The organism is Massiliimicrobium timonense (genome assembly GCF_002160865.1).
Lineage (GTDB): Bacteria > Bacillota_I > Bacilli_A > Erysipelotrichales > Coprobacillaceae > Allocoprobacillus.
In genome coordinates this window covers 50,703-70,865 of record NZ_NFLJ01000010.1, presented here as the reverse complement: position 1 = coordinate 70,865, position 20,163 = coordinate 50,703, and the positions used below count along the sequence as shown (strand labels likewise).

Sequence of the window (20,163 nt, the reverse complement as noted above, 5' to 3'; positions counted from 1 at the left end):
TGAACCGCCCCTGTCAAGTAGACAGGTGAAATAATTAAAAATGTTTTTGATGAAGTTGCCGAGGAGACAACTTCATTTTTCTTTATGCAGCTAATGTTGTATTACTTGTATAATGTTCTTGTTTATATTTTATGATTCTTTTATTTTCTAATATTGGATATTGATTTGGTGTTTGTAATGATAGTGCTTCTCTTCTCACTTCATATGGTGTCTTTACTCCAAATCTTCTTTGATATCTTTCATACATGTAATAATGAATCCAATCATCAATAGCCTTAATAAGTTCGTCCTTTGTGTTGTAATGTTTTCCATAATAATACATCTCACATTTCATGATTCCCCAAAAGCCTTCCATTGGTCCATTATCTATGCAGCAGTGAACTCTTGACATGCTTTGTGTCATTCCCTGCTCTTTAAGCATATTTACAAAGGCTGGACTTGTGTATTGATATCCTCCATCCGAATGACATAAAGGATGTGCATCTTTATTAGCTTGAATTGCTTTATCAAATGTATTAAAAACAAGAATATTATTATTGTGATTACCAACTTCATAACTGACGACTGTTCTATCATAGAGATCAAGAAATGCACTCAAATAAAGCTTATATTCATTATGTGGGCCATATTTGAATTCTGTGACATCAGTTACCCATTTTTCATTTGGTCTTGATGCATTGAAATCTCTATTAAGATTATTCTTAGCTGTGTTGTTATTTTTTCTAACTGTACAACTTCTTCGTTTAGGTCGAATGATGCTTTGAATACCTAATGTCCTCATGATCTTATAGATACGTTTGTCACTATAATGTCTATGATGATCTCTATTTATTCTATCAGCCATCATTCTATAACCTAATAATCCGTTATATTTTTTATGATATTCTTTGATCAGCTCAGCTATCTCTTCATTTTCCTTGTCTACAATACTCTTTTCATGATGAAGCCATTTATAATAGTTTGCACGTTTGACATCAAGTATTCTACACATAAGTGATATATTTGGTGTGTTTCCTTTATCTACTTCTTCTTCGCTAATTTCTTTGATTGCTTCATATTCTTCTTCATATTTGCTTTCTCTGTATATCGCCTTCTTTCTATCTCGTCCAATTTTTTTAACATTCTTACCTCCAATAGTGCCATTTCAAGTTCATATTCCTTTTGTTTGAGCTGTCGTTTTAATAAAGTCATTTCATCAACTTCTTCATCAGCTTTATGATGTCCACGTCTATCACCTAAACCATCTTCGCCTTTTTCCTTATACTTCTTGACCCAATTAAAGACATTAGCGTAAGTTGTTTCAAATACCTTAGCTGTTGTCTTATAGTCCAAATCATGTTCAAGACAATACTTTACAATTTCAATACGTTCTTCTTTATTTACTTTTCTGCTTTTCGCCATATAGATATCTTCTCCTCCAGGAATGTAATCCTTCAATTCCATATGACTATTATAATCTTTTATCCACTTTATGATAGTGCTATTAGAAGAAATATTATATTTTATTGCCAGATCATCTAATGAACCTTCGCCGTTTAAATAAGCATCTACAACCATCTGTTTAAATGTTTTAGTATATGCATTATTTGATTTTAAATCATCAAAAGCTGATTCACCAAAAGCATTGTATTTTTTAACCCATCTATAAACAACCATATTATTTGTGCCAATTTCATCAGCTAATGAATAAGTAGATCCTTCACCATTCAAATAACGTTTACATATTTCTATTTTTAGTTCTTTAGAATATTTGCTTTTTCTTCCCAATATAAAAACCTCCCGTATCAGTGTTTAATTATTTACACTGTCTACTAGGAGGTTATCATATCATTTTGATATATAGTTTTTTATCTTTTATATAGGAATTGATTGCTTATGATGGGGTAAAAGATATTTTTTTGTTGTGTTTTATTTTTTGAAAAAGGCGAAAAATAGAATATAATATTTCATAAAACCAAAAAAAGAAATGCTTAAAAATATAAAATATGGTTGACTATATTTATAAAAAGGTATATGATATATCCAACAACTCTATAATAAATACAGAGATAGGAAATAGTAAATAATAAGGGAAGCATAGAGAAGTTCTGGATGGTGGAAAGAACTGTGATGTTATTATTGAACTCGTCCTTGAGTGGAGCACTGAAAGAAAAGTAAGCTGCTACGGAATGCGACCGTTATCACGCTAGAGTATGAACTTATGAATAAGCGTACTTGATAAGGTTATTGTTGTGAGGCAATAATGAATATGAGGTGGAACCACGAAGTCATGTACTCTCGTCCTCTATTATGATTTTTTCATAATGAGAACGAGTTTTTTTATTATAGGAAAGGAGAGGAATAGGATGAACTACAAAAAGTATAAGAAGTTTGAAACAGTAAAATTAAAAGACCGTACTTGGCCAGATCATGAAATTGAAAAAGCACCAATCTGGTGTTCAGTCGATTTACGTGATGGTAATCAGGCTTTAATTACACCAATGGATATTGACGAAAAGGTTGAGATGTTTCAATTGCTTGTTCAGTTAGGTTTTAAAGAAATTGAAGTTGGTTTTCCATCATCATCACAGATTGAGTATGATTTTTTAAGATTATTAATAGAAAAGAATTTGATTCCTGATGATGTGACAGTTCAAGTTTTAACACAGGCAAGAGAACATTTGATTAAAAGAACTTTTGAATCATTAAAGGGATTAAAAAAAGCGATTGTGCATATTTATAATTCAACATCTATTTTACAAAGAGATGTTGTATTCCATAAGAGTAAAGAAGAAATCAAAAAGATTGCTGTAGATGGAACACAATTGGTTAAAGAGTTATCAAAAGATTTTGATGGAGAAGTGATTTTAGAGTATTCACCTGAAAGTTTTACAGGAACAGAAGTAGATTATGCAATGGAAGTGTGCGAAGCTGTTTTGGATACATGGGAAGCTTCACCAGAAAGAAAGGTTATTATTAATCTGCCTTCCACTGTAGAAATGGATACACCAAATGTTTATGCTGATCAGATTGAATGGATGTGTCGTCACTTTAAAGATAGAAACAGAGTTATTGTGAGTGTTCATCCACATAATGATAGAGGTTGTGGTGTTGCTGCAACAGAGCTGGCATTGTTAGCTGGGGCTGATCGTGTTGAAGGAACATTGTTTGGTAATGGGGAAAGAACAGGAAACGTAGATATTGTGACATTGGCTTTAAATATGTTTACACATGGCATTGATCCAAAATTGGAATTAGGTCAAATGAATCAAATTAAAGATGTTTACGAAAAATGTACAAAGATGGATGTACCACCAAGACAACCTTATGCTGGGGAACTTGTTTTTACAGCTTTTTCTGGTAGTCATCAAGATGCGATTAATAAAGGTATGTATGCTTATCATCAACGTGGTGAAGGTATCTGGGAAGTACCTTATTTACCAATTGATCCAGCTGATTTGAATCGTCAATATGAACCAATTGTGCGTATTAACTCACAATCAGGTAAAGGTGGCGTTGCTTATGTGATGGATACTGTCTTTGGTTATCATCTCCCAAAAGCATTACAAGGTGATTTTGCGAAAGCTATTCAAAATATTAGTGAAATTGAAGGGGAAGTTTCACCAGAACGTATCTATGATACGTTTAAGAAAGAATATATTGATTTAGAATATCCATATAAATTTATTAAACAGCGATTAATTGATATTAGTGATGAAAGTGATGAATATGAAAGACGTGCTGAAGTGACTATTGAAGATCATGGTGAAGTTAAGACTTTGATTGGTTATGGAAATGGACCAATTGACGCTGTAAAGAATGCCTTTAATTCAACTGATGATTTTCTTTATACTGATTTAATGGATTATAGTGAACATGCTCTAACGGCTGGTTCTAATTCAAAGGCAGCTGCCTATGTTCAACTTCGACCTCAAGGTGAAGAACTTTGTGAGTATGGGGTTGGGGTTCATTTGAATATTACAACAGCGACGATTAAAGCCATGATTTCAGCGATGAATCGTATTTATAAAAATATAAAAAAGGAAGGATAATTTATGGAAGAACTCATTTTATCAATTCTTGTGCATAATAGTGCAGGAGTTTTGACGCGTGTGAGTGGTTTGTTTTCAAGACGAGGTTACAACATTGATAGTTTAACAGTGGGTCCTACAAATACAGAAGGGATTTCAAGAATGACAGTTGTTGCTCATGGAAATCAACAGATTTTGGAACAGATTGAAAAACAACTCAGAAAATTGGAAGATGTCTTAGAAATTTTTGCTTTATCGGCTGAAACATCTGTTTATCGTGAACTGGTGATGATTAAAGTAGAAGCAAATCAAGACACACGTGCAGATATTGTTTCAATTGTAGATATTTTTAGAGCAAAAATTGTGGATGTGTCACCTGATTCAATGGTCATTGAAGTGACAGGAACACATAGTAAGATTAATGGCTTATTGGCTATGTTAGATGGGTTCAATATTGTTGAGATTGTTCGTACTGGGGTTGCTGGTATTGCAAGAGGTCTTAATGATTTTGAAATAAATAAAAAAGAAAACAGGGGGTAAAAAAAATGTCAAAAATTTATTATGAATCAGATTGTAATTTAGCTTTATTAGATGGAAAGACAGTCGCTATTATTGGTTATGGGTCACAAGGTCATGCACATGCATTGAACTTAAAAGAGTCTGGAGTTCATGTCATTGTTGGTTTATATGAAGGATCTAAATCATGGGCTAAGGCTGAAGCTCAGGGATTTGAAGTTTATACTTCAGCTGAAGCTGCTAAAAAAGCAGATATTATCATGATTTTAATTAATGATGAATTACAGGCAAAATTATATAAAGAATCTATAGAACCAAACTTGGAAGAAGGAAACATGTTGATGTTTGCACATGGATTTAATATCCATTTTGGACAAATCGTACCACCAAAAAATGTGGATGTCACAATGATTGCACCAAAAGCACCGGGACATACAGTGCGTAGTGAATATCAGGCTGGTAAAGGAACACCATGTTTGGTAGCTGTAGAACAAGATGCGACAGGTCGTGCTTTGGATATCGCTTTAGCTTATGGTTTAGCTATCGGTGGAGCAAGAGCAGGTATTTTGGAAACAACATTTAGAACAGAAACAGAAACAGATTTATTTGGTGAACAAGCTGTTTTATGTGGTGGTGTCTGTGCCTTAATGCAGGCAGGTTTCGATACTTTAGTAGAAGCAGGATATGATCCAAAGAATGCATATTTTGAATGTGTTCATGAAATGAAATTAATTGTAGATTTGATTTATCAATCTGGATTTGAAGGAATGAGATATTCTATTTCAAATACTGCTGAATATGGTGATTATATCACTGGACCAAAGATTGTTACTGATGAAACAAGAAAGGCTATGAAAAACATCTTAAAAGATATTCAAGATGGTACATTTGCGAAAGATTTCTTATTAGATATGTCAGCAGCTGGAGGACAAGCTCACTTTAAAGCAATGCGTAAATTAGCAAAAGAACATCAAAGTGAAAAAGTAGGTAAAGAAATTAGAAGTTTATATAGCTGGTCTGATGAAGATAAATTAATTAATAACTAAAATCACACACACTTTGTGTGTGTTCAGTAAAGAGTCTATTGACTCTTTAGTGAGGACATACAAAGGAAAAGGGGGAATAAGAGATGTCAATGACAATGACACAGAAAATATTGGCTGATCATGCGGGGTTAAAAGAAGTGAGTGCTGGTCAATTGATTGAAGCAAAATTAGATGTGGTCATGGCAAATGATATTACAGGACCAATGGCTTTGCCTATTTTTAAACAAATGGCAGACCATGTTTTTGATAAAGACAAGGTTGTTTTGGTACCTGATCATTTTACACCAAATAAAGATATGAAATCGGCAGAAAATTCTAAGGCTATCAGAGAATTTTCTAGAGAACAATGTTTAACACACTATATGGAACAAGGAAAATGTGGTGTTGAACATGCCATTTTACCAGAACAGGGAATTGTTGTGGCAGGTGAATGTATTATCGGTGCTGATTCTCATACATGTACTTATGGGGCTTTAGGTGCTTTTTCAACAGGAGTAGGAACAACAGATATAGCAACAGGTATGGCAACAGGTGAACTTTGGTTTAAAGTCCCAAGTGCCATCAAGTTTGTATTAAAAGGTGAATTACAGCCTTATGTCAGTGGTAAAGATGTTATCTTACATATTATTGGACGTATTGGTGTTGATGGGGCTTTATACAAATCTATGGAATTTACTGGGGATGGTGTAGCTTCACTGACAATGGATGATCGTTTTACAATTTGTAATATGGCTATTGAAGCAGGGGCTAAAAACGGAATCTTCCCAGTTGATGAAATAACACGTGAATATATGCAAAAACATTCTAAGAAAGTCTATAAAGAATATCAGGCTGATGAAGATGCCGAGTATGATGAAGTCATTGAAATTGACTTATCAAAGATTACACCAACAGTGGCTTTCCCTCATTTACCGGGTAATGCACATACAATGGAAGAAATCAATGAAAGTGAAAAAATATATATTGATCAAGTTGTGATTGGTTCATGTACGAATGGACGTTTAAGTGACTTGCGTAAAGCTGCACAAATACTCAAAGGAAAAAAGGTGGCAGATACTGTAAGAGTCATGGTGATTCCAGCCACACAAAAGATTTTTGTGGAATGTATTAGAGAAGGTTTAGCAGAAATTTTTGTTGAAGCGGGATGTGCATTCAATACACCAAGCTGTGGTCCATGTATGGGTGGACATATGGGCGTCATGGCTAAAGGTGAAAAATGTGTTTCCACAACAAATCGTAATTTCGTTGGAAGAATGGGTGATACAGAAGCTTTAATTTATTTGGCTTCACCGGAAGTGGCAGCGGCAAGTGCCATTGCAGGTTATATTGCTGATCCAAGAAAGGCAGGGAATTAGTATGAAGGCAAAAGGAACAGTATTGAAATATGGAGATAATGTGGATACAGATGTGATTATTCCAGCACGTTATTTAAATTCATTTGATGCTAAGGAATTAGCCAGTCATGCGATGGTAGATATTGATCCAACATTTACACAACGTTTAAAACCGGGTGATATTATGGTAGCTGGAAAAAACTTTGGTTGTGGATCATCTCGTGAACATGCCCCACTTGCTTTAAAGACAGCAGGGGTCAGCTGTGTGATTGCTCAGTCTTTTGCCCGTATTTTTTATCGTAATTCTTTGAATATTGGATTTGCGATTCTGGAATGCCCAGAAGCAGCCAAAGATATTGATGAAGGAGATCAAGTGGAAGTTGATTTTGATGCTGGAGTTATTAAGAATCTTACCAAAGATAAAAAATATCAGGCACAGCCATTTCCAGAATTTTTACAGAAAATGATTCAAGCCAATGGTTTGGTTAATTATGTCAATCAAAAAAGAGAGGGGAAACTATGAAAAAAACAATAGCAGTCATTCATGGAGATGGTATTGGTCCAGAAATCGTTAATGAAGCATTGAAAGTGTTGGATGCGGTTGCTTTGAAATATCATCATACATTTGATTATCAATATATTGATATGGGTGGAATTTCTATTGATAAACACGGAGTTCCATTAACTGATGAAGCTATTGAAATAGCTAAAAACAGTGATGCTGTTTTATTGGGATCTATTGGTGGAGATACCAATACTTCTCCATGGTATCAGTTAGAACCATCTTTAAGACCAGAGGCAGGATTATTGAAAATGCGTAAAGCATTAGGATTATTTGCCAATTTAAGACCTGCTTATTTATATAAAGAGTTAAAAGGTGCTTGTCCTTTAAAAGAAGAATTAAGTCAAGATGGTTTTGATATGATCATCGTTCGTGAATTAACAGGAGGACTTTATTTTGGTGAAAGAGAAACCAAAGAAATTGATGGACAGATGGTCGCTCATGATAATTTAATTTACAGTGAATCAGAAATACGTCGCATTGCCAAACGTGCTTTTGAGATTGCGATGAAACGTCGTCGTCAAGTCATTAGTGTGGATAAAGCTAATGTTTTAGATACATCACGTTTATGGCGAAAAGTCGTCAATGAGGTAGCTGAAGATTATCCAGATGTGAAGCTGGAACATATGCTGGTTGACAACTGTGCCATGCAGCTCGTCAAAAATCCACAACAGTTTGATGTGATTTTGACAGAAAATATGTTTGGTGATATTTTAAGTGATGAAGCAAGTATGCTGACAGGATCGATTGGTATGTTATCAAGTGCATCATTAAGAGAAGATCAATTAGGTATGTATGAACCAAGTCATGGAAGTGCACCTGATATTGCTGGAAAAGATATTGCCAATCCTATCGCAACAATTCTTTCAGCAGCGATGATGTTACGTTATTCTTTTGATATGGATGAAGAAGCCAATGCGATTGAAAAGGCTGTGGAGAAAGTGATAGAAAAAGGATATCGAACAGTGGATATTATGTCAGAAGGAAAACAACAAGTGACATGTTCTAGAATGGGACAGTTGATAGTAGAAAATTTATAGTGAGGTAATGATATGAAAAGTGATCAAGTCAAAAAAGGAGTAGAAAGAGCACCACATCGTTCTTTATTTAACGCTTTAGGTATGACGGAAGAAGAATTGGATAGACCACTTATTGGGGTTGTGAATTCTTATAATGAGATTGTACCAGGACATATGAATTTAGATAAAATTGCTGAGGCAGTTAAAAAAGGAATTTATTTGGCAGGAGGAACACCTGTTGAAATTCCTGCCATTGCAGTCTGTGATGGAATAGCAATGAATCATACAGGGATGAAATATTCTTTGGTCACAAGAGAATTGATTTGTGATAGTACTGAATGTTTAGCTAATGCACATCAATTTGATGGTCTGGTTATGATTCCTAACTGTGATAAAAATGTTCCCGGTTTATTAATGGCAGCAGCCAGAATTAATATTCCAACTATTTTTGTCAGTGGTGGACCAATGTTGGCTGGAAGAAGATTGGATGGCAAACAAACATGTCTATCATCTTTATTTGAAGCTGTAGGACAATTTAATGCTGGTAAAATAACAGCAGAAAAATTAAAAGAATTTGAAGAAAAAGCATGTCCAACTTGTGGTTCTTGTTCAGGTATGTATACAGCCAATTCCATGAACTGTTTAACAGAAGTTTTAGGAATGGGATTAAAAGGCAATGGAACAATCCCAGCTGTCTATAGTGAAAGAATAAGATTAGCTAAACATGCAGGTATGCAAATTATGGAATTAGTCAAAAAAGATATCAAACCAAGAGATATCATGACAAAGGATGCGTTTTTAAATGCATTAACAGTTGATATGGCCTTAGGTTGTTCAACAAACTCTATGTTACATTTACCTGCTATCGCTTATGAAGCGGGTGTTGAATTAAACTTAGAGATTGCTAATGAAATTAGTAAGCATACACCAAACTTATGTCATTTAGCTCCTGCGGGAGATACATTTATGGAAGATTTAAATGAAGCTGGTGGTGTCTATGCTGTAATGAATGAATTAGATCAGTTAGGCATTTTACATACTGATGTATTAACTTGTACGACAAAAACATTAAAAGAAAATATTGCTGGATGTGTGAATTTAAATCCAGAAATTATTCGTCCGGTAGATAATCCATATATGAAAACAGGTGGAATTGCTGTGTTGAAAGGAAATTTAGCTCCTGACAGCTGTGTTGTTAAACAAAGTGCAGTGGCTAAAGAAATGTTACAACATACAGGACCTGCCAGAGTTTTTGATAGCGAAGAAGAAGCTATTCAAGCTATTCGTGCTGGAAAAATTGTTGCTGGTGATGTTGTTGTGATTCGTTATGAAGGACCTAAAGGTGGTCCGGGAATGCGTGAAATGTTATCACCAACTTCAGAAATTGCAGGTATGGGATTAGATAAAGATGTTGCTTTGATTACAGATGGACGTTTCTCTGGCGCAACACGTGGAGCATCTATTGGACATGTGTCACCAGAAGCAGCAGTTGGAGGACCAATTGGACTTGTTGAAGAAGGTGATATGATTGAAATAGATATTATCAATCATCGTATTGAATTGTTAGTGAGTGATGATGTCTTAGAAGAAAGAAGAAAGGCTTTTAAACCAAAATTACCAGTTGTGAATGGATATTTGAAAAAATATGCGTCAATGGTGACTTCTGCAAACACTGGTGCTGTTTTAAAAGTCAAGGAATAGGGGGAAGTATATGTTATTAACTGGAGCCGATATAGTCATAGAATGTTTATTGGAACAAGGCGTTGATACTGTTTTTGGGTATCCCGGAGGAACAATCCTGAATGTTTATGACAGTTTATATAACTATCGTGATAAAATTAATCATGTTTTAACTTCTCATGAACAAGGAGCTGCCCATGCGGCAGATGGTTATGCCAGAGCAACTGGAAAAGTAGGCGTTTGCATGGCAACAAGTGGACCGGGTGCGACAAATCTTGTGACAGGCATAGCAACAGCTTATATGGATTCTGTCCCTTTAGTAGCGATTACTGCTAACGTAGGTGTGCCATTGTTAGGAAAAGATAGTTTTCAGGAAGTCGATATTACGGGTGTGACAATGCCTATTACAAAACACAATTATATTGTTAAAGATGTGGAAAATTTAGCACCTATTATTCGTAAAGCTTTCCAGATTGCAAAAGAAGGAAGACCAGGTCCAGTTCTTGTGGATATTACAAAAGATGTCACAGCTGCCAAATGTGAATATCAATCACAAAAACCAGAAAAAATTGAAAGACGCAGTTATACTTATCCAACATCTACTTTAAAACAAGCGATTGAAATGATTGAAAAAAGTCATAAACCATTTGTGTTTGTTGGTGGAGGAGTTGTACGTTCTCATGCTTCTGAAGAATTGCGTGAATTTGTTGAAAAGATTGATGCGCCTGTAACTGATTCATTAATGGGGAAAGGGGCATTTGATGGAACAAATCCACGTTATACAGGAATGCTTGGAATGCATGGAACAAAAACAAGTAATCTAGGTGTTTCTCAATGTGACCTTTTAATTGCGATTGGTGCCAGATTTAGTGATCGTGTCATTGGAAATGCACAAAGATTTGCTAAACGTGCAAAGATTATTCACATTGATGTCGATGAGGCAGAAATCAATAAAAATGTAAATGTGGATTTAGGAATTGTAGGCGATGCAAAAAGTGTTTTGAATGCATTGAATTTATTATTAAAACAACAGAATCATTCACAATGGTTAAAAGAAATTCGTGCTTTAAAAGAACAATATCCTTTAACTTATGATACAGATAAATTAACTGGGCCTTATGTGATTGAACAAATTGAAGCACTCACAGATAATAATGCGATTATCTGTACAGAAGTTGGTCAAAATCAGATGTGGGCTGCTCAATATTATCATTTTAAAAGACCATGTCAGTTGATTACAAGTGGTGGACTTGGAACAATGGGTTATGGTTTAGGAGCATCTATTGGTGTCAAATATGGAAAACCAGATCAATATGTCTTTAATATTGCTGGAGATGGCTGCTTTAGAATGAATATGAATGAATTGGCAACAGCTTCACGTTACAATGTACCTATTATTGAAGTGATTTTAAATAATCATGTCTTGGGAATGGTACGTCAATGGCAGACATTATTCTATGGAAAGCGTTATTCTGCAACAGTTTTAGATGATAAAGTTGATTTTTGTAAAACAGCAGAAGGTTTAGGTTGTAAAGCCATTAAAGTCACAAAGAAAGAAGAAGTGGCTCCAGCTATACTGGAAGCAATGGATAGTCAAGGACCGGTTGTAATTGAATGTGTGATAGAAGAAGATGATAAAGTCTTTCCTATGGTTGCACCGGGTGCTCCAATTGATGATGTCTTTGATCAAAATGATATTCAGGAATAGTCAAAAGCTATTCCTTTTCTTTTTAAAAACTTAAGAAAAAATTCATGGCTTTTCCATATAAATATGATAAGATTAAAAGCAGTGATATACAGAATGGGTGATGAAATGAATAAAGTCAAGGGATTAACAAATCAAGAAGTACAAGAACAAATGCGATTAGGTCATGTTAATATTTCACCAAAGCCATTGGTTAAAACACATAGACAGATTTTTTGTGAACATATTTTTACACTCTTTAATGCATATAATTTTGTAATTGCTTGTGCTTTAATTTATGTCCAAGCATGGTCAAGCTTATTTTTTGTATTGATAGTGACTATGAATACAATCATTCATATTTATCAAGATATACGTTCACGACAGATGGTAGCACGTTTGAATTTAATTATTTCACCTAAAACAAAAGTTTTACGTGAGGAACAAATATATGAAATAGATAATGAAGACATTGTTCTTCATGATGTTGTGCTTTTTGAAACGGGACAACAAATATCAGCAGATAGTGTCGTGTTAGATACACCCATTGAAGTTGATGAATCATTGTTGACTGGAGAAGCCGATCCTGTTTTTAAAGATGTGGGAGATCATTTGTTGTCAGGAAGTTTTGTCGTATCTGGAGCATGTCATGCACGTGTTGAGCATGTAGGAATAGATAACTATGCAACCAAAATAGCAAATGAAGCAAGAAAGCGTAAACCTGTAATTTCTGATTTAGTTGTGACTTTTAAAAAAGTCACACGTTTAACAAGTATGCTTGTCTTGCCTATTAGTATTTGTTTGATATATCAGGCTTTGGGGATTCGTAATGAAACATTAACATCAACTATTGTGAATACTTCAACAGCTTTACTTGGAATGCTTCCAATTGGTTTGGTTTTACTTACAAGTGTTTCATTAGCGACAAGTGTTGTCAGATTAGGAAAACGCAAAGTGCTTGTACAAGAGATGTTTAGTATTGAAACATTATCACATGTCGATGTGTTATGTCTGGATAAAACAGGAACATTGACACAGGGAAAAATGAAAGTACAAGATGTTTATACTTTTGAAAATCAATGGCATGATCAATTTATGAATATCATGAATTCATTTGTGAAAGGAAGTCTTGATAATAATGCGACCTTTTTAACGATGAAAGATTATTTTCAAGGAGAAGCACCTTATTCACCTTTGCGTAGAATATCTTTTTCTTCGGCTAGAAAATGGAGCGCTTTGGAACTGGAAAAAGTGGGTACTATTATTGTTGGAGCACCAGAAATTATTTTACCAGACTTGATATTACCGCTATCTATTGAATCAGCGAAACAACAAGGTGCAAGAATTTTGCTTGTAGCCAGACACTTTGATTTCGATAGTTTTCAAGACAATATGGAGCAAAGTACAGCCTTAGGCTTAATTGTTATATCTGATCCGTTAAGAGAAGATGCGAAAGAAACAATACAGTTCTTTAAAGAAAATGATGTTGATGTGAAAATTATTTCAGGCGATCATCCTGTTACTGTCAGTGCTTTAGCTAAACAGGCAGGAATTGAAAATGCTCAAAAATATATTGATGCTTCTACACTTACAACACCAAAAGAATTAGAAGATGCGATTATGAATTATCATGTGATTGGACGTGCCTCACCTTCACAAAAACATGAGATGATTCTATGTTTACAAAAACATAAACAAAAAGTCGCTATGACAGGTGATGGTGTTAATGATGTTTTGGCTTTAAAAGATGCTGATGTATCGATTGCAATGGGTTCTGGTTCAGATGCAGCTAAACAGATTTCACAGTTTGTCGTGATTAATGGGGAATTATCAACAATGGTAGATGTTGTCAAAGAAGGTAGACTAGACATTAATAATGTTACACGTTCAGCATCTATGTACTATTTAAAAACAATCTATACAATACTTATTTCTATGACTTGTATTGTTTTAAATATGCCTTATCCTTTTATACCTTTTCAAATGACATTATTAGATAACTTTGTTGAAGGGTTTCCTTCATTTATGATTTTATTTGAAAAAAATATATCTAAACAAAAAGAATCTATTGGTAGATATACATTACGTTATTCATTTCCTAATGCTATTGCGATTGTGTTATGTGTCATTGCATTAAAGTTATTAGCACCAGTTCTTTCGTTATCATTGAATCAAGTTTTTACCATTCTTTATTACACAACAGCTATATTATCTATTCATATGATTTATCGTATATATAGTCCTATTAATCTTTATCGTACAGTTGTCTTAATTATAGATATTATAGCGTTTGTTCTTGTTTCATATATCACATATGATTTATTACAACTTGCACCTATTAATATGCAATTATTCCAGTATATTTTGATTGTGCTGATATTTGGCTTAATGATATCAACATGTATATCTCAAATTGTCATTCGTTATTTGAATACACATCCTCAAGACTAGGCTTAGCCTAGTTTTTTGATTATAACTTATGTTAAAATAGGAATATAAGGATAGGTGATATTGATATGAAGGCGATGATTATTGATGATGATGCAGAATTTATAAATCAATTAAAAACATATTTAAATCAGACATTTAAGAATGTACAGATAGATACTTATATATCTTTTTGTAATGAGATTTATAATCAAGAATATGATTGTGTATTTTTAGATGTGATGTTAAAGGAGGGGGAAAGTTTTGAATATGGCATGAATATTTCAAAACTCTATCCTCGTACCATCATTATTTATATTTCAAGTGTCGATCATTTTGTTTATGACAGTTATCAACAAAATACATTTTTCTTTATTAGGAAATCACATTTTGATGAAGATTATCACAACTTTGTCAAGAAGTATCAAAAAATGCATTTGCAAGTTCAAGCAATGTTTTCTATTATTGTTCAAGGTATTCATATCAATATCAAGCAACAAGACATTATCTATGTAGAGTCATTGCGTAATCAAATCATCATTCATACATCTATGCAAACATATACTTCGTATCAGACACTTAAACAAACATATCAGGAATTAAATCATCAGCATTTTTATAGGTTAAATAACCATATCATTATCAATTTAGATTATGTTATAAGTATACAAAAACAGCATATTGAACTGGTCAAGCAAATTTGCATTCCTTTTACTCGAGGTAGTAAAAAACCATTTATACAAAAATATTTGCAATATAGGAGTCAACATATATGGAATGGATAAGTTTAAATATAATAGGTTCTTTATTACAAACATGGTTTGTAACAGAACTGTTAGATATAAAGAAAAATATGAGCTGGTTTTATAGAATAGTGATGGTTATTATAAATGTGAGTATTGTAACAATTTATGGATTAACAGATATTTCTGATATCCCACTAGTATTTATTCTTTTTATTTTAAATTTTATTTTAGCATATATATTTACTTATAATAAAATAAGTGAAATATTGTTTGTTGTGATGCTGGAAAATATGTATAGTTTGACAATGAATATAATATTATTATTTATCAATGAATTGTGTTTATTAGAATTGGATATTTATTATACTAAGATTTTTTATTTTGTATTAGGGTTTTTCTTTTTGAAAAGATTAAAAGTTATGCGTGTTACTTTGCACCAAACGAATGACTATATTTTGATTGTTATTTTATTTGGCTTATATTGTGTATCTTCATTTTTTACACAAGAATATCTTGTTTTAAAATCTAATACGCCTGAATTAATAAAAATGTTTGGAATCTTATTGTTATGTTTATTAAGTGTTTTTATACTCTTACTCTATCTGTTTGATTTAAACAATAAAAAAGAAAAATATGAAAAATTAAAACAAGAATTTAAAAATGAACAAGCATTACTTCATATCTATGATCAATTAAAGATGACAAAACATGATTTAAAACATGATTATCAATTAATCGATCATTATTTAAATCAAAAAGCTTATGTAAAGATTAAAGAGTTAATAAATAATCGAAAACACATTATTACATCAATACCTGTATTTGTGAAAACGAAAAATGAACTTATAAATGCAATCATCAATAATAAAATGATGAATGCAGATGTGAAAGGTATCAAAGTAGAATGTTTGATAAATATTCCTCAAAGTCTGCCTATCCAAGATTATGTTTTAAATGATTTGTTGTCTAATGTTTTAGATAATGCGATAGAAAACTGTCCTAAAAATGGTTTGATAAGGATAAATATTCTTTTTGGACAATCTATCTTACATATACAAGTGATTAATGATATAGATTTTTCGTTTGATCAGACATTGAAAACAAAGAAAGATAAGCAAAATCATGGATATGGATTAAAAAGCATACGTAGAATTGTTCATCAATATCATGGTGAAATGAACATTCAATATGATGATAAATCATTTATTATACAACTTTCTTTATTACTACAATAATACGATTTATCCTTAAAATGAACGGGTTATCATTGTTTTATTTCAATTTAAAATAATTTTCAATATAGTAAATATGAAAAAGGTTGGTGATGTTATGTTAGAAATGAAACAGATATGTATAAAATATGATAATCATGTTGTTTATAATTATGCTTATTTTTGTGCTAAAGATAATGAATTGACTGTTGTTGTTGGAAAAAGTGGGAGTGGGAAATCTACTCTGCATGAGTTATTGACTTTTCAAAGAACTGGAACTTATGAATATTATTATAATGATGAAAATATTGCTTATCTGAATGAGAATCAACAACAGAAATTTGTTCAAACACATATGGGTATTGTGAATCAAATACCTGCATTTATTAATGATTTAAAAATGAAAGATCATATTGCATTATGTCAGTCATTATTTCATGGTTATGATGTTGATGAACTAGCAGAGCAATTGGAAATCAAACATACATATTCTCTTTATCCTCAGCAACTTTCTGGGGGAGAAAAAATAAGAATGAGTATTTTATTGGCTTTGATCCATCAACCAGAAATACTCGTTTTTGATGAACCTACTGCATCCTTAGATAAACATCATACGCAATTGATTGTAAAATTGCTTAAAGCTTACGCTCATCAAGGACATACGGTTATTATTTTTACACATGATGCATTATTGAAAAAAGAAGCTGATGTTGTTTATCAGATAGAAAATTGCCAATTAACACAAAGTATAGTCAATGGTCCTCAAACGATCGAGATGAAACCGCCTATTTTAACAAATTCTAAACATTATACACAATATTTATATAAAATGTTTGAACATAGAAAGTTATTAAAAATAACTATGATTATTTTTGTTTCTTTGTCGATTGGATTATGTAGTTTTTCTATTTTATATGGTCAATCCGTTATTCAAAAGTATGCAGATCAGTTGGATCCTTTGAATAAAGGGGGTATATTTTATCATGAGTATTCTCTAATGGATACTGATCCACCTTCTATTGGTGAGGAACTGGACGCAGTCAAAGAACTGTCACATATAAAAATATGGCCGTTTGTTATTGATCAAAATTGGGAAAGTCACTTAAATGAAAATGATGAATATATGACATTAAGAATATATCAAAATGGGCATTTAGAAAACCAGTCAAAAATAGAAACAAGTGTGGGTGCTTTTTCTGTTGCATCATATAATGAGAATTATGATTATAAAATCAATGATGTTAAAGAAATTGATAATGATGAAGGTGTTTATATCTCGCCTGATTTTTTATATTTTTTAAAGACAGGTCAATTTATAGAAGATTTTGTTGCTCATAAAGATGAATTAGAAAGAATGTGTCAAGAAGTTAATGAAAAGACAGAAGTAGAAATTCCTATCAACGTCCCTGTTTACCGTATGATAGATAATGATATGGATGATATTTATTATAAGACAGTAAATGTTAAGATGAAAATCAAAGGGATTATAGAAACACCTTATTCATTTTCTATGTCTTCTATTAATGGTATTTTAGATGTTGATGTTTTTTATCCTTTTAGTGTTATAGAACAATATCAAAAAGAATTATCAAAGACAATACCAGAAGATGCCGTACCATTTTATTATAATTATTATCAGTTTGTAGTAGAAGATGGTTATGATTTTCATGAGGCTAAGGAAGATATAGAGACTTTAGGTTTTAAAGTTTCATCTACATATGATGAAATTTATACGAAAGTTCAAATTGTCAAACAATTAAATGAAAGTATTTTTATGATTTCAGGGTTAATTATGCTCGTTGTTTTAATGTTATTCTTTGGAGTCAAATATAATCAAAAACAAGATTATGTTGATTTTATTCACTTTTTTACAAGACGTGGATTAACAGTTTCACGTTCAAGAAAAATGTTGGGAATTTATTTTTTGTATGAGAGTTTGATTTGTATGATTTTATCTATTGTTTTTATGTTTATAATTGCATATGTATTTTTTGCTTTATTGTATAATGAAGTCTTTATTGTTCGTCCATCATTCTTTGCATTCTGTATTATTTTAAGTTTATGTATAGAAATAGGGATACCTATGCTTATATTAAGGGGGATTAGAAAATGATTAAATTAACACATTTATCTTCTCGTTATAAATCAAAGAAAGTGAAAGAACAAAGTATATGGATTCCTGAACATCATTTAACGTTTATTCAAGGATTGAGTGGGAGTGGAAAATCAACTTTATTATATAAATTAGGTTTGATTTCAAAGGATCAAAAGTATCATTATATGTATCATGAACAAGATTTAACAGCTCTTAACCAACGTCAACAAGCAGGTATGAGAAGATATTCTATTGGATATGTTTTTCAAGATTATGGATTACTTGAAAATATGAATGTTGGGGAATGTTTAAAATATTACAGTTATTTAAGTTCTGTAAAATTTGATGAAATGAAGATGCAAGAATTATTACATAAGGTCCATCTTTATTGTCATTGGAAACAAAAGATTATGACTTTGTCAGGTGGTGAAAAGCAAAGATTGGCTATTGCTTGTGCTTTGTTGAAAAAACCAGAAATTCTCATTTTAGATGAACCGACAAGTGCTTTAGATGAAAAGAATGAAAGAGAAATATTTCAATTATTAAAAGATTTATTGCATACAGAAGAATGTACAATTATTGTTGCTAGTCATAGTTATGTGGCTGAAGAATATGCTGATTGTATCTATGAGATGAATCAACAAGGCATTGTTTTAAAGAAAGAATGCCCAGATAATCCTATTCAACTGATACAAAAGTCAAAACATCATAGATGGTCATTTCTTTTATATTATTTAAAAATTCATCTTCAAAATGAAAAACTTATGAATATAATGATGGTGGTTGTTTTGATACTGGGTAGTTTAGGAACATTAGTGATACAAAAATCAATGAATCAGGCACAAGCTGGTGTTGACCAAAAGATGCAACGTATAGCTGATTTTCAAATCATGATTGAAACGAGTGATGTTTCACAAAAATTAGGTGCATATGATGAGGCTTCTCCATTATCTGTAGATTTGCTGGAGAATATTCAAAATTATGATGGAGTTAAAAAAGTTTATCCATTTTATGATTTATCAGTTCAAGTTGATGGTCAACAAATTCCTGTTTATCCTTTATATCCCGAAAATCAGCTTAAAGGGAAAGTATTTCAGACAATTCAAGAAGATAGACATCTTTATCCTTCTTATCATAGTGTTTATACAATGATTCATGATCAAAATGAGTATCATTTTTCAGATTTTACTTTTAATAATAAAATAAAGGTTGATAAAGAAATACCTGTGAGTGGTATTATGGCAATAGGTTTGAATGTAGCTTATGATAGTTCATTGGATTATATGTTGATGAATTATGAAGATATGGAATCATTAGCTTTACAGGCAGGGGTTCAACCAGTAAAAAGTGCTTCTGTTATATTTTGTGAAAATATTAATTCTTTGTATCAAGTAGAGGATTATATCGTAAATCATAGTGAAAATGTGAATATCAATGATCAATTTCAAGATACTGTATTATTAATCAATACAAAAAATGAAACATTGAGTATGTATACAATGGAAAAATATATTACAATTGTTTTGTTTACTTTGATTTTTATGTATATGTGTTACTGGTCACTGAAAAGACGTGAAAAAGAATTAACTATATTAAAGGCTAATGGTGTGATGTTTGATGAGTTTATTGTTCTTTTGAATCTGGATCAAATTTTTAAAATGTTTATATCATTGGTGGGTGTATTGATATTATCTTGGATTATTCAAATTCAATATTTAGAGATGATAGTTATTTTGGGTATTATTTATGGTTTGTCACTTTTGTGTTCTGTCATATTGTCTTGTGTTATGGTGAAAAATTTAAATCCTGAAAAAATCTTTAGAAATTAATCTG

At 32.1% G+C, this 20,163-nt stretch carries 15 protein-coding genes and 1 other annotated feature; of the genes, 13 read left to right on the top strand and 2 right to left on the bottom strand.

Features of this window, described 5'->3' with window-relative positions; translation table 11 throughout:
• Positions 1–82: 82 nt before the first annotated feature.
• Entirely contained in the window at positions 83–1,000 is a 918-nt protein-coding gene (locus B5E75_RS04845) for an IS3 family transposase (protein WP_275086202.1), read from the bottom strand.
• A gap of 20 nt (positions 1,001–1,020) precedes the next feature.
• Complete coding sequence (locus B5E75_RS04840) at positions 1,021–1,767, bottom strand: helix-turn-helix domain-containing protein (RefSeq protein WP_087357659.1); 747 nt, start codon at positions 1,765–1,767, stop codon at positions 1,021–1,023.
• A gap of 269 nt (positions 1,768–2,036) precedes the next feature.
• Positions 2,037–2,288, top strand: a binding site (T-box leader).
• Positions 2,289–2,345: 57 nt separating this feature from the next.
• On the opposite strand from B5E75_RS04840, the gene leuA reads away from it, so the two are divergent.
• From leuA to B5E75_RS04775, 13 genes are all read left to right on the top strand, one after another.
• A complete protein-coding gene (gene leuA, locus B5E75_RS04835; protein WP_087357658.1) occupies positions 2,346–4,031 on the top strand; it encodes a 2-isopropylmalate synthase in 1,686 nt (561 codons plus the stop codon).
• A 3-nt stretch (positions 4,032–4,034) separates the two neighbouring features.
• Entirely contained in the window at positions 4,035–4,550 is a 516-nt protein-coding gene (gene ilvN / locus B5E75_RS04830) for an acetolactate synthase small subunit (RefSeq protein WP_087357657.1), read from the top strand.
• A 5-nt stretch (positions 4,551–4,555) separates the two neighbouring features.
• Positions 4,556–5,572, top strand: a complete 1,017-nt coding sequence (ilvC, locus tag B5E75_RS04825; protein ID WP_087357656.1) for a ketol-acid reductoisomerase — start codon at positions 4,556–4,558, stop codon at positions 5,570–5,572.
• 83 nt (positions 5,573–5,655) lie between these two features.
• The gene (gene leuC, locus B5E75_RS04820) at positions 5,656–6,927 is read left to right on the top strand and encodes a 3-isopropylmalate dehydratase large subunit (protein WP_087357655.1); all 1,272 of its coding nucleotides are present in this window, start codon (positions 5,656–5,658) and stop codon (positions 6,925–6,927) included.
• A 1-nt stretch (position 6,928) separates the two neighbouring features.
• Positions 6,929–7,429 (top strand): 3-isopropylmalate dehydratase small subunit, encoded by a 501-nt coding sequence (gene leuD, locus B5E75_RS04815; protein WP_087357654.1) that lies wholly within the window; start codon positions 6,929–6,931, stop codon positions 7,427–7,429.
• Positions 7,426–8,508 carry a 3-isopropylmalate dehydrogenase gene (gene leuB / locus B5E75_RS04810; RefSeq protein WP_087357653.1) on the top strand — a complete coding sequence of 361 codons (1,083 nt, stop codon included), beginning with the start codon at positions 7,426–7,428 and terminating at the stop codon, positions 8,506–8,508. Before leuD ends, leuB begins: the two co-directional genes overlap by 4 nt.
• Positions 8,509–8,520: 12 nt before the next feature.
• The gene (gene ilvD / locus B5E75_RS04805; protein ID WP_087357652.1) at positions 8,521–10,188 is read left to right on the top strand and encodes a dihydroxy-acid dehydratase; all 1,668 of its coding nucleotides are present in this window, start codon (positions 8,521–8,523) and stop codon (positions 10,186–10,188) included.
• Between the two features lie 10 nt (positions 10,189–10,198).
• Complete coding sequence (ilvB, locus tag B5E75_RS04800; RefSeq protein ID WP_087357651.1) at positions 10,199–11,875, top strand: biosynthetic-type acetolactate synthase large subunit; 1,677 nt, start codon at positions 10,199–10,201, stop codon at positions 11,873–11,875.
• Positions 11,876–11,980: 105 nt separating this feature from the next.
• On the top strand, positions 11,981–14,302 hold the full coding sequence (locus B5E75_RS04795; RefSeq protein ID WP_087357650.1) for an HAD-IC family P-type ATPase: 2,322 nt from the start codon (positions 11,981–11,983) through the stop codon (positions 14,300–14,302).
• Between the two features lie 65 nt (positions 14,303–14,367).
• Entirely contained in the window at positions 14,368–15,063 is a 696-nt protein-coding gene (locus B5E75_RS04790) for a LytR/AlgR family response regulator transcription factor (protein ID WP_087357649.1), read from the top strand.
• Positions 15,051–16,259: an ATP-binding protein gene (locus B5E75_RS04785; RefSeq protein ID WP_087357648.1), complete on the top strand. Its 1,209-nt coding sequence runs from the start codon at positions 15,051–15,053 to the stop codon at positions 16,257–16,259. Before B5E75_RS04790 ends, B5E75_RS04785 begins: the two co-directional genes overlap by 13 nt.
• A 94-nt stretch (positions 16,260–16,353) precedes the next feature.
• On the top strand, positions 16,354–18,348 hold the full coding sequence (locus tag B5E75_RS04780) for an ATP-binding cassette domain-containing protein (RefSeq protein WP_162607633.1): 1,995 nt from the start codon (positions 16,354–16,356) through the stop codon (positions 18,346–18,348).
• On the top strand, positions 18,345–20,159 hold the full coding sequence (locus tag B5E75_RS04775; RefSeq protein WP_087357646.1) for an ABC transporter ATP-binding protein/permease: 1,815 nt from the start codon (positions 18,345–18,347) through the stop codon (positions 20,157–20,159). Before B5E75_RS04780 ends, B5E75_RS04775 begins: the two co-directional genes overlap by 4 nt.
• Positions 20,160–20,163 lie beyond the last annotated feature (4 nt).

What these genes read in the sequence shown, in the direction of transcription:
- leuA (WP_087357658.1), top strand. Translation starts at nt 2,346, where the DNA reads ATGAACTACAAAAAGTATAAGAAGTTTGAAACAGTAAAATTAAAAGAC.
- ilvN (WP_087357657.1), top strand. Translation starts at nt 4,035, where the DNA reads ATGGAAGAACTCATTTTATCAATTCTTGTGCATAATAGTGCAGGAGTT.
- ilvC (WP_087357656.1), top strand. Translation starts at nt 4,556, where the DNA reads ATGTCAAAAATTTATTATGAATCAGATTGTAATTTAGCTTTATTAGAT.
- leuC (WP_087357655.1), top strand. Translation starts at nt 5,656, where the DNA reads ATGTCAATGACAATGACACAGAAAATATTGGCTGATCATGCGGGGTTA.
- leuD (WP_087357654.1), top strand. Translation starts at nt 6,929, where the DNA reads ATGAAGGCAAAAGGAACAGTATTGAAATATGGAGATAATGTGGATACA.
- leuB (WP_087357653.1), top strand. Translation starts at nt 7,426, where the DNA reads ATGAAAAAAACAATAGCAGTCATTCATGGAGATGGTATTGGTCCAGAA.
- ilvD (WP_087357652.1), top strand. Translation starts at nt 8,521, where the DNA reads ATGAAAAGTGATCAAGTCAAAAAAGGAGTAGAAAGAGCACCACATCGT.
- ilvB (WP_087357651.1), top strand. Translation starts at nt 10,199, where the DNA reads ATGTTATTAACTGGAGCCGATATAGTCATAGAATGTTTATTGGAACAA.
- B5E75_RS04795 (WP_087357650.1), top strand. Translation starts at nt 11,981, where the DNA reads ATGAATAAAGTCAAGGGATTAACAAATCAAGAAGTACAAGAACAAATG.
- B5E75_RS04790 (WP_087357649.1), top strand. Translation starts at nt 14,368, where the DNA reads ATGAAGGCGATGATTATTGATGATGATGCAGAATTTATAAATCAATTA.
- B5E75_RS04785 (WP_087357648.1), top strand. Translation starts at nt 15,051, where the DNA reads ATGGAATGGATAAGTTTAAATATAATAGGTTCTTTATTACAAACATGG.
- B5E75_RS04780 (WP_162607633.1), top strand. Translation starts at nt 16,354, where the DNA reads ATGTTAGAAATGAAACAGATATGTATAAAATATGATAATCATGTTGTT.
- B5E75_RS04775 (WP_087357646.1), top strand. Translation starts at nt 18,345, where the DNA reads ATGATTAAATTAACACATTTATCTTCTCGTTATAAATCAAAGAAAGTG.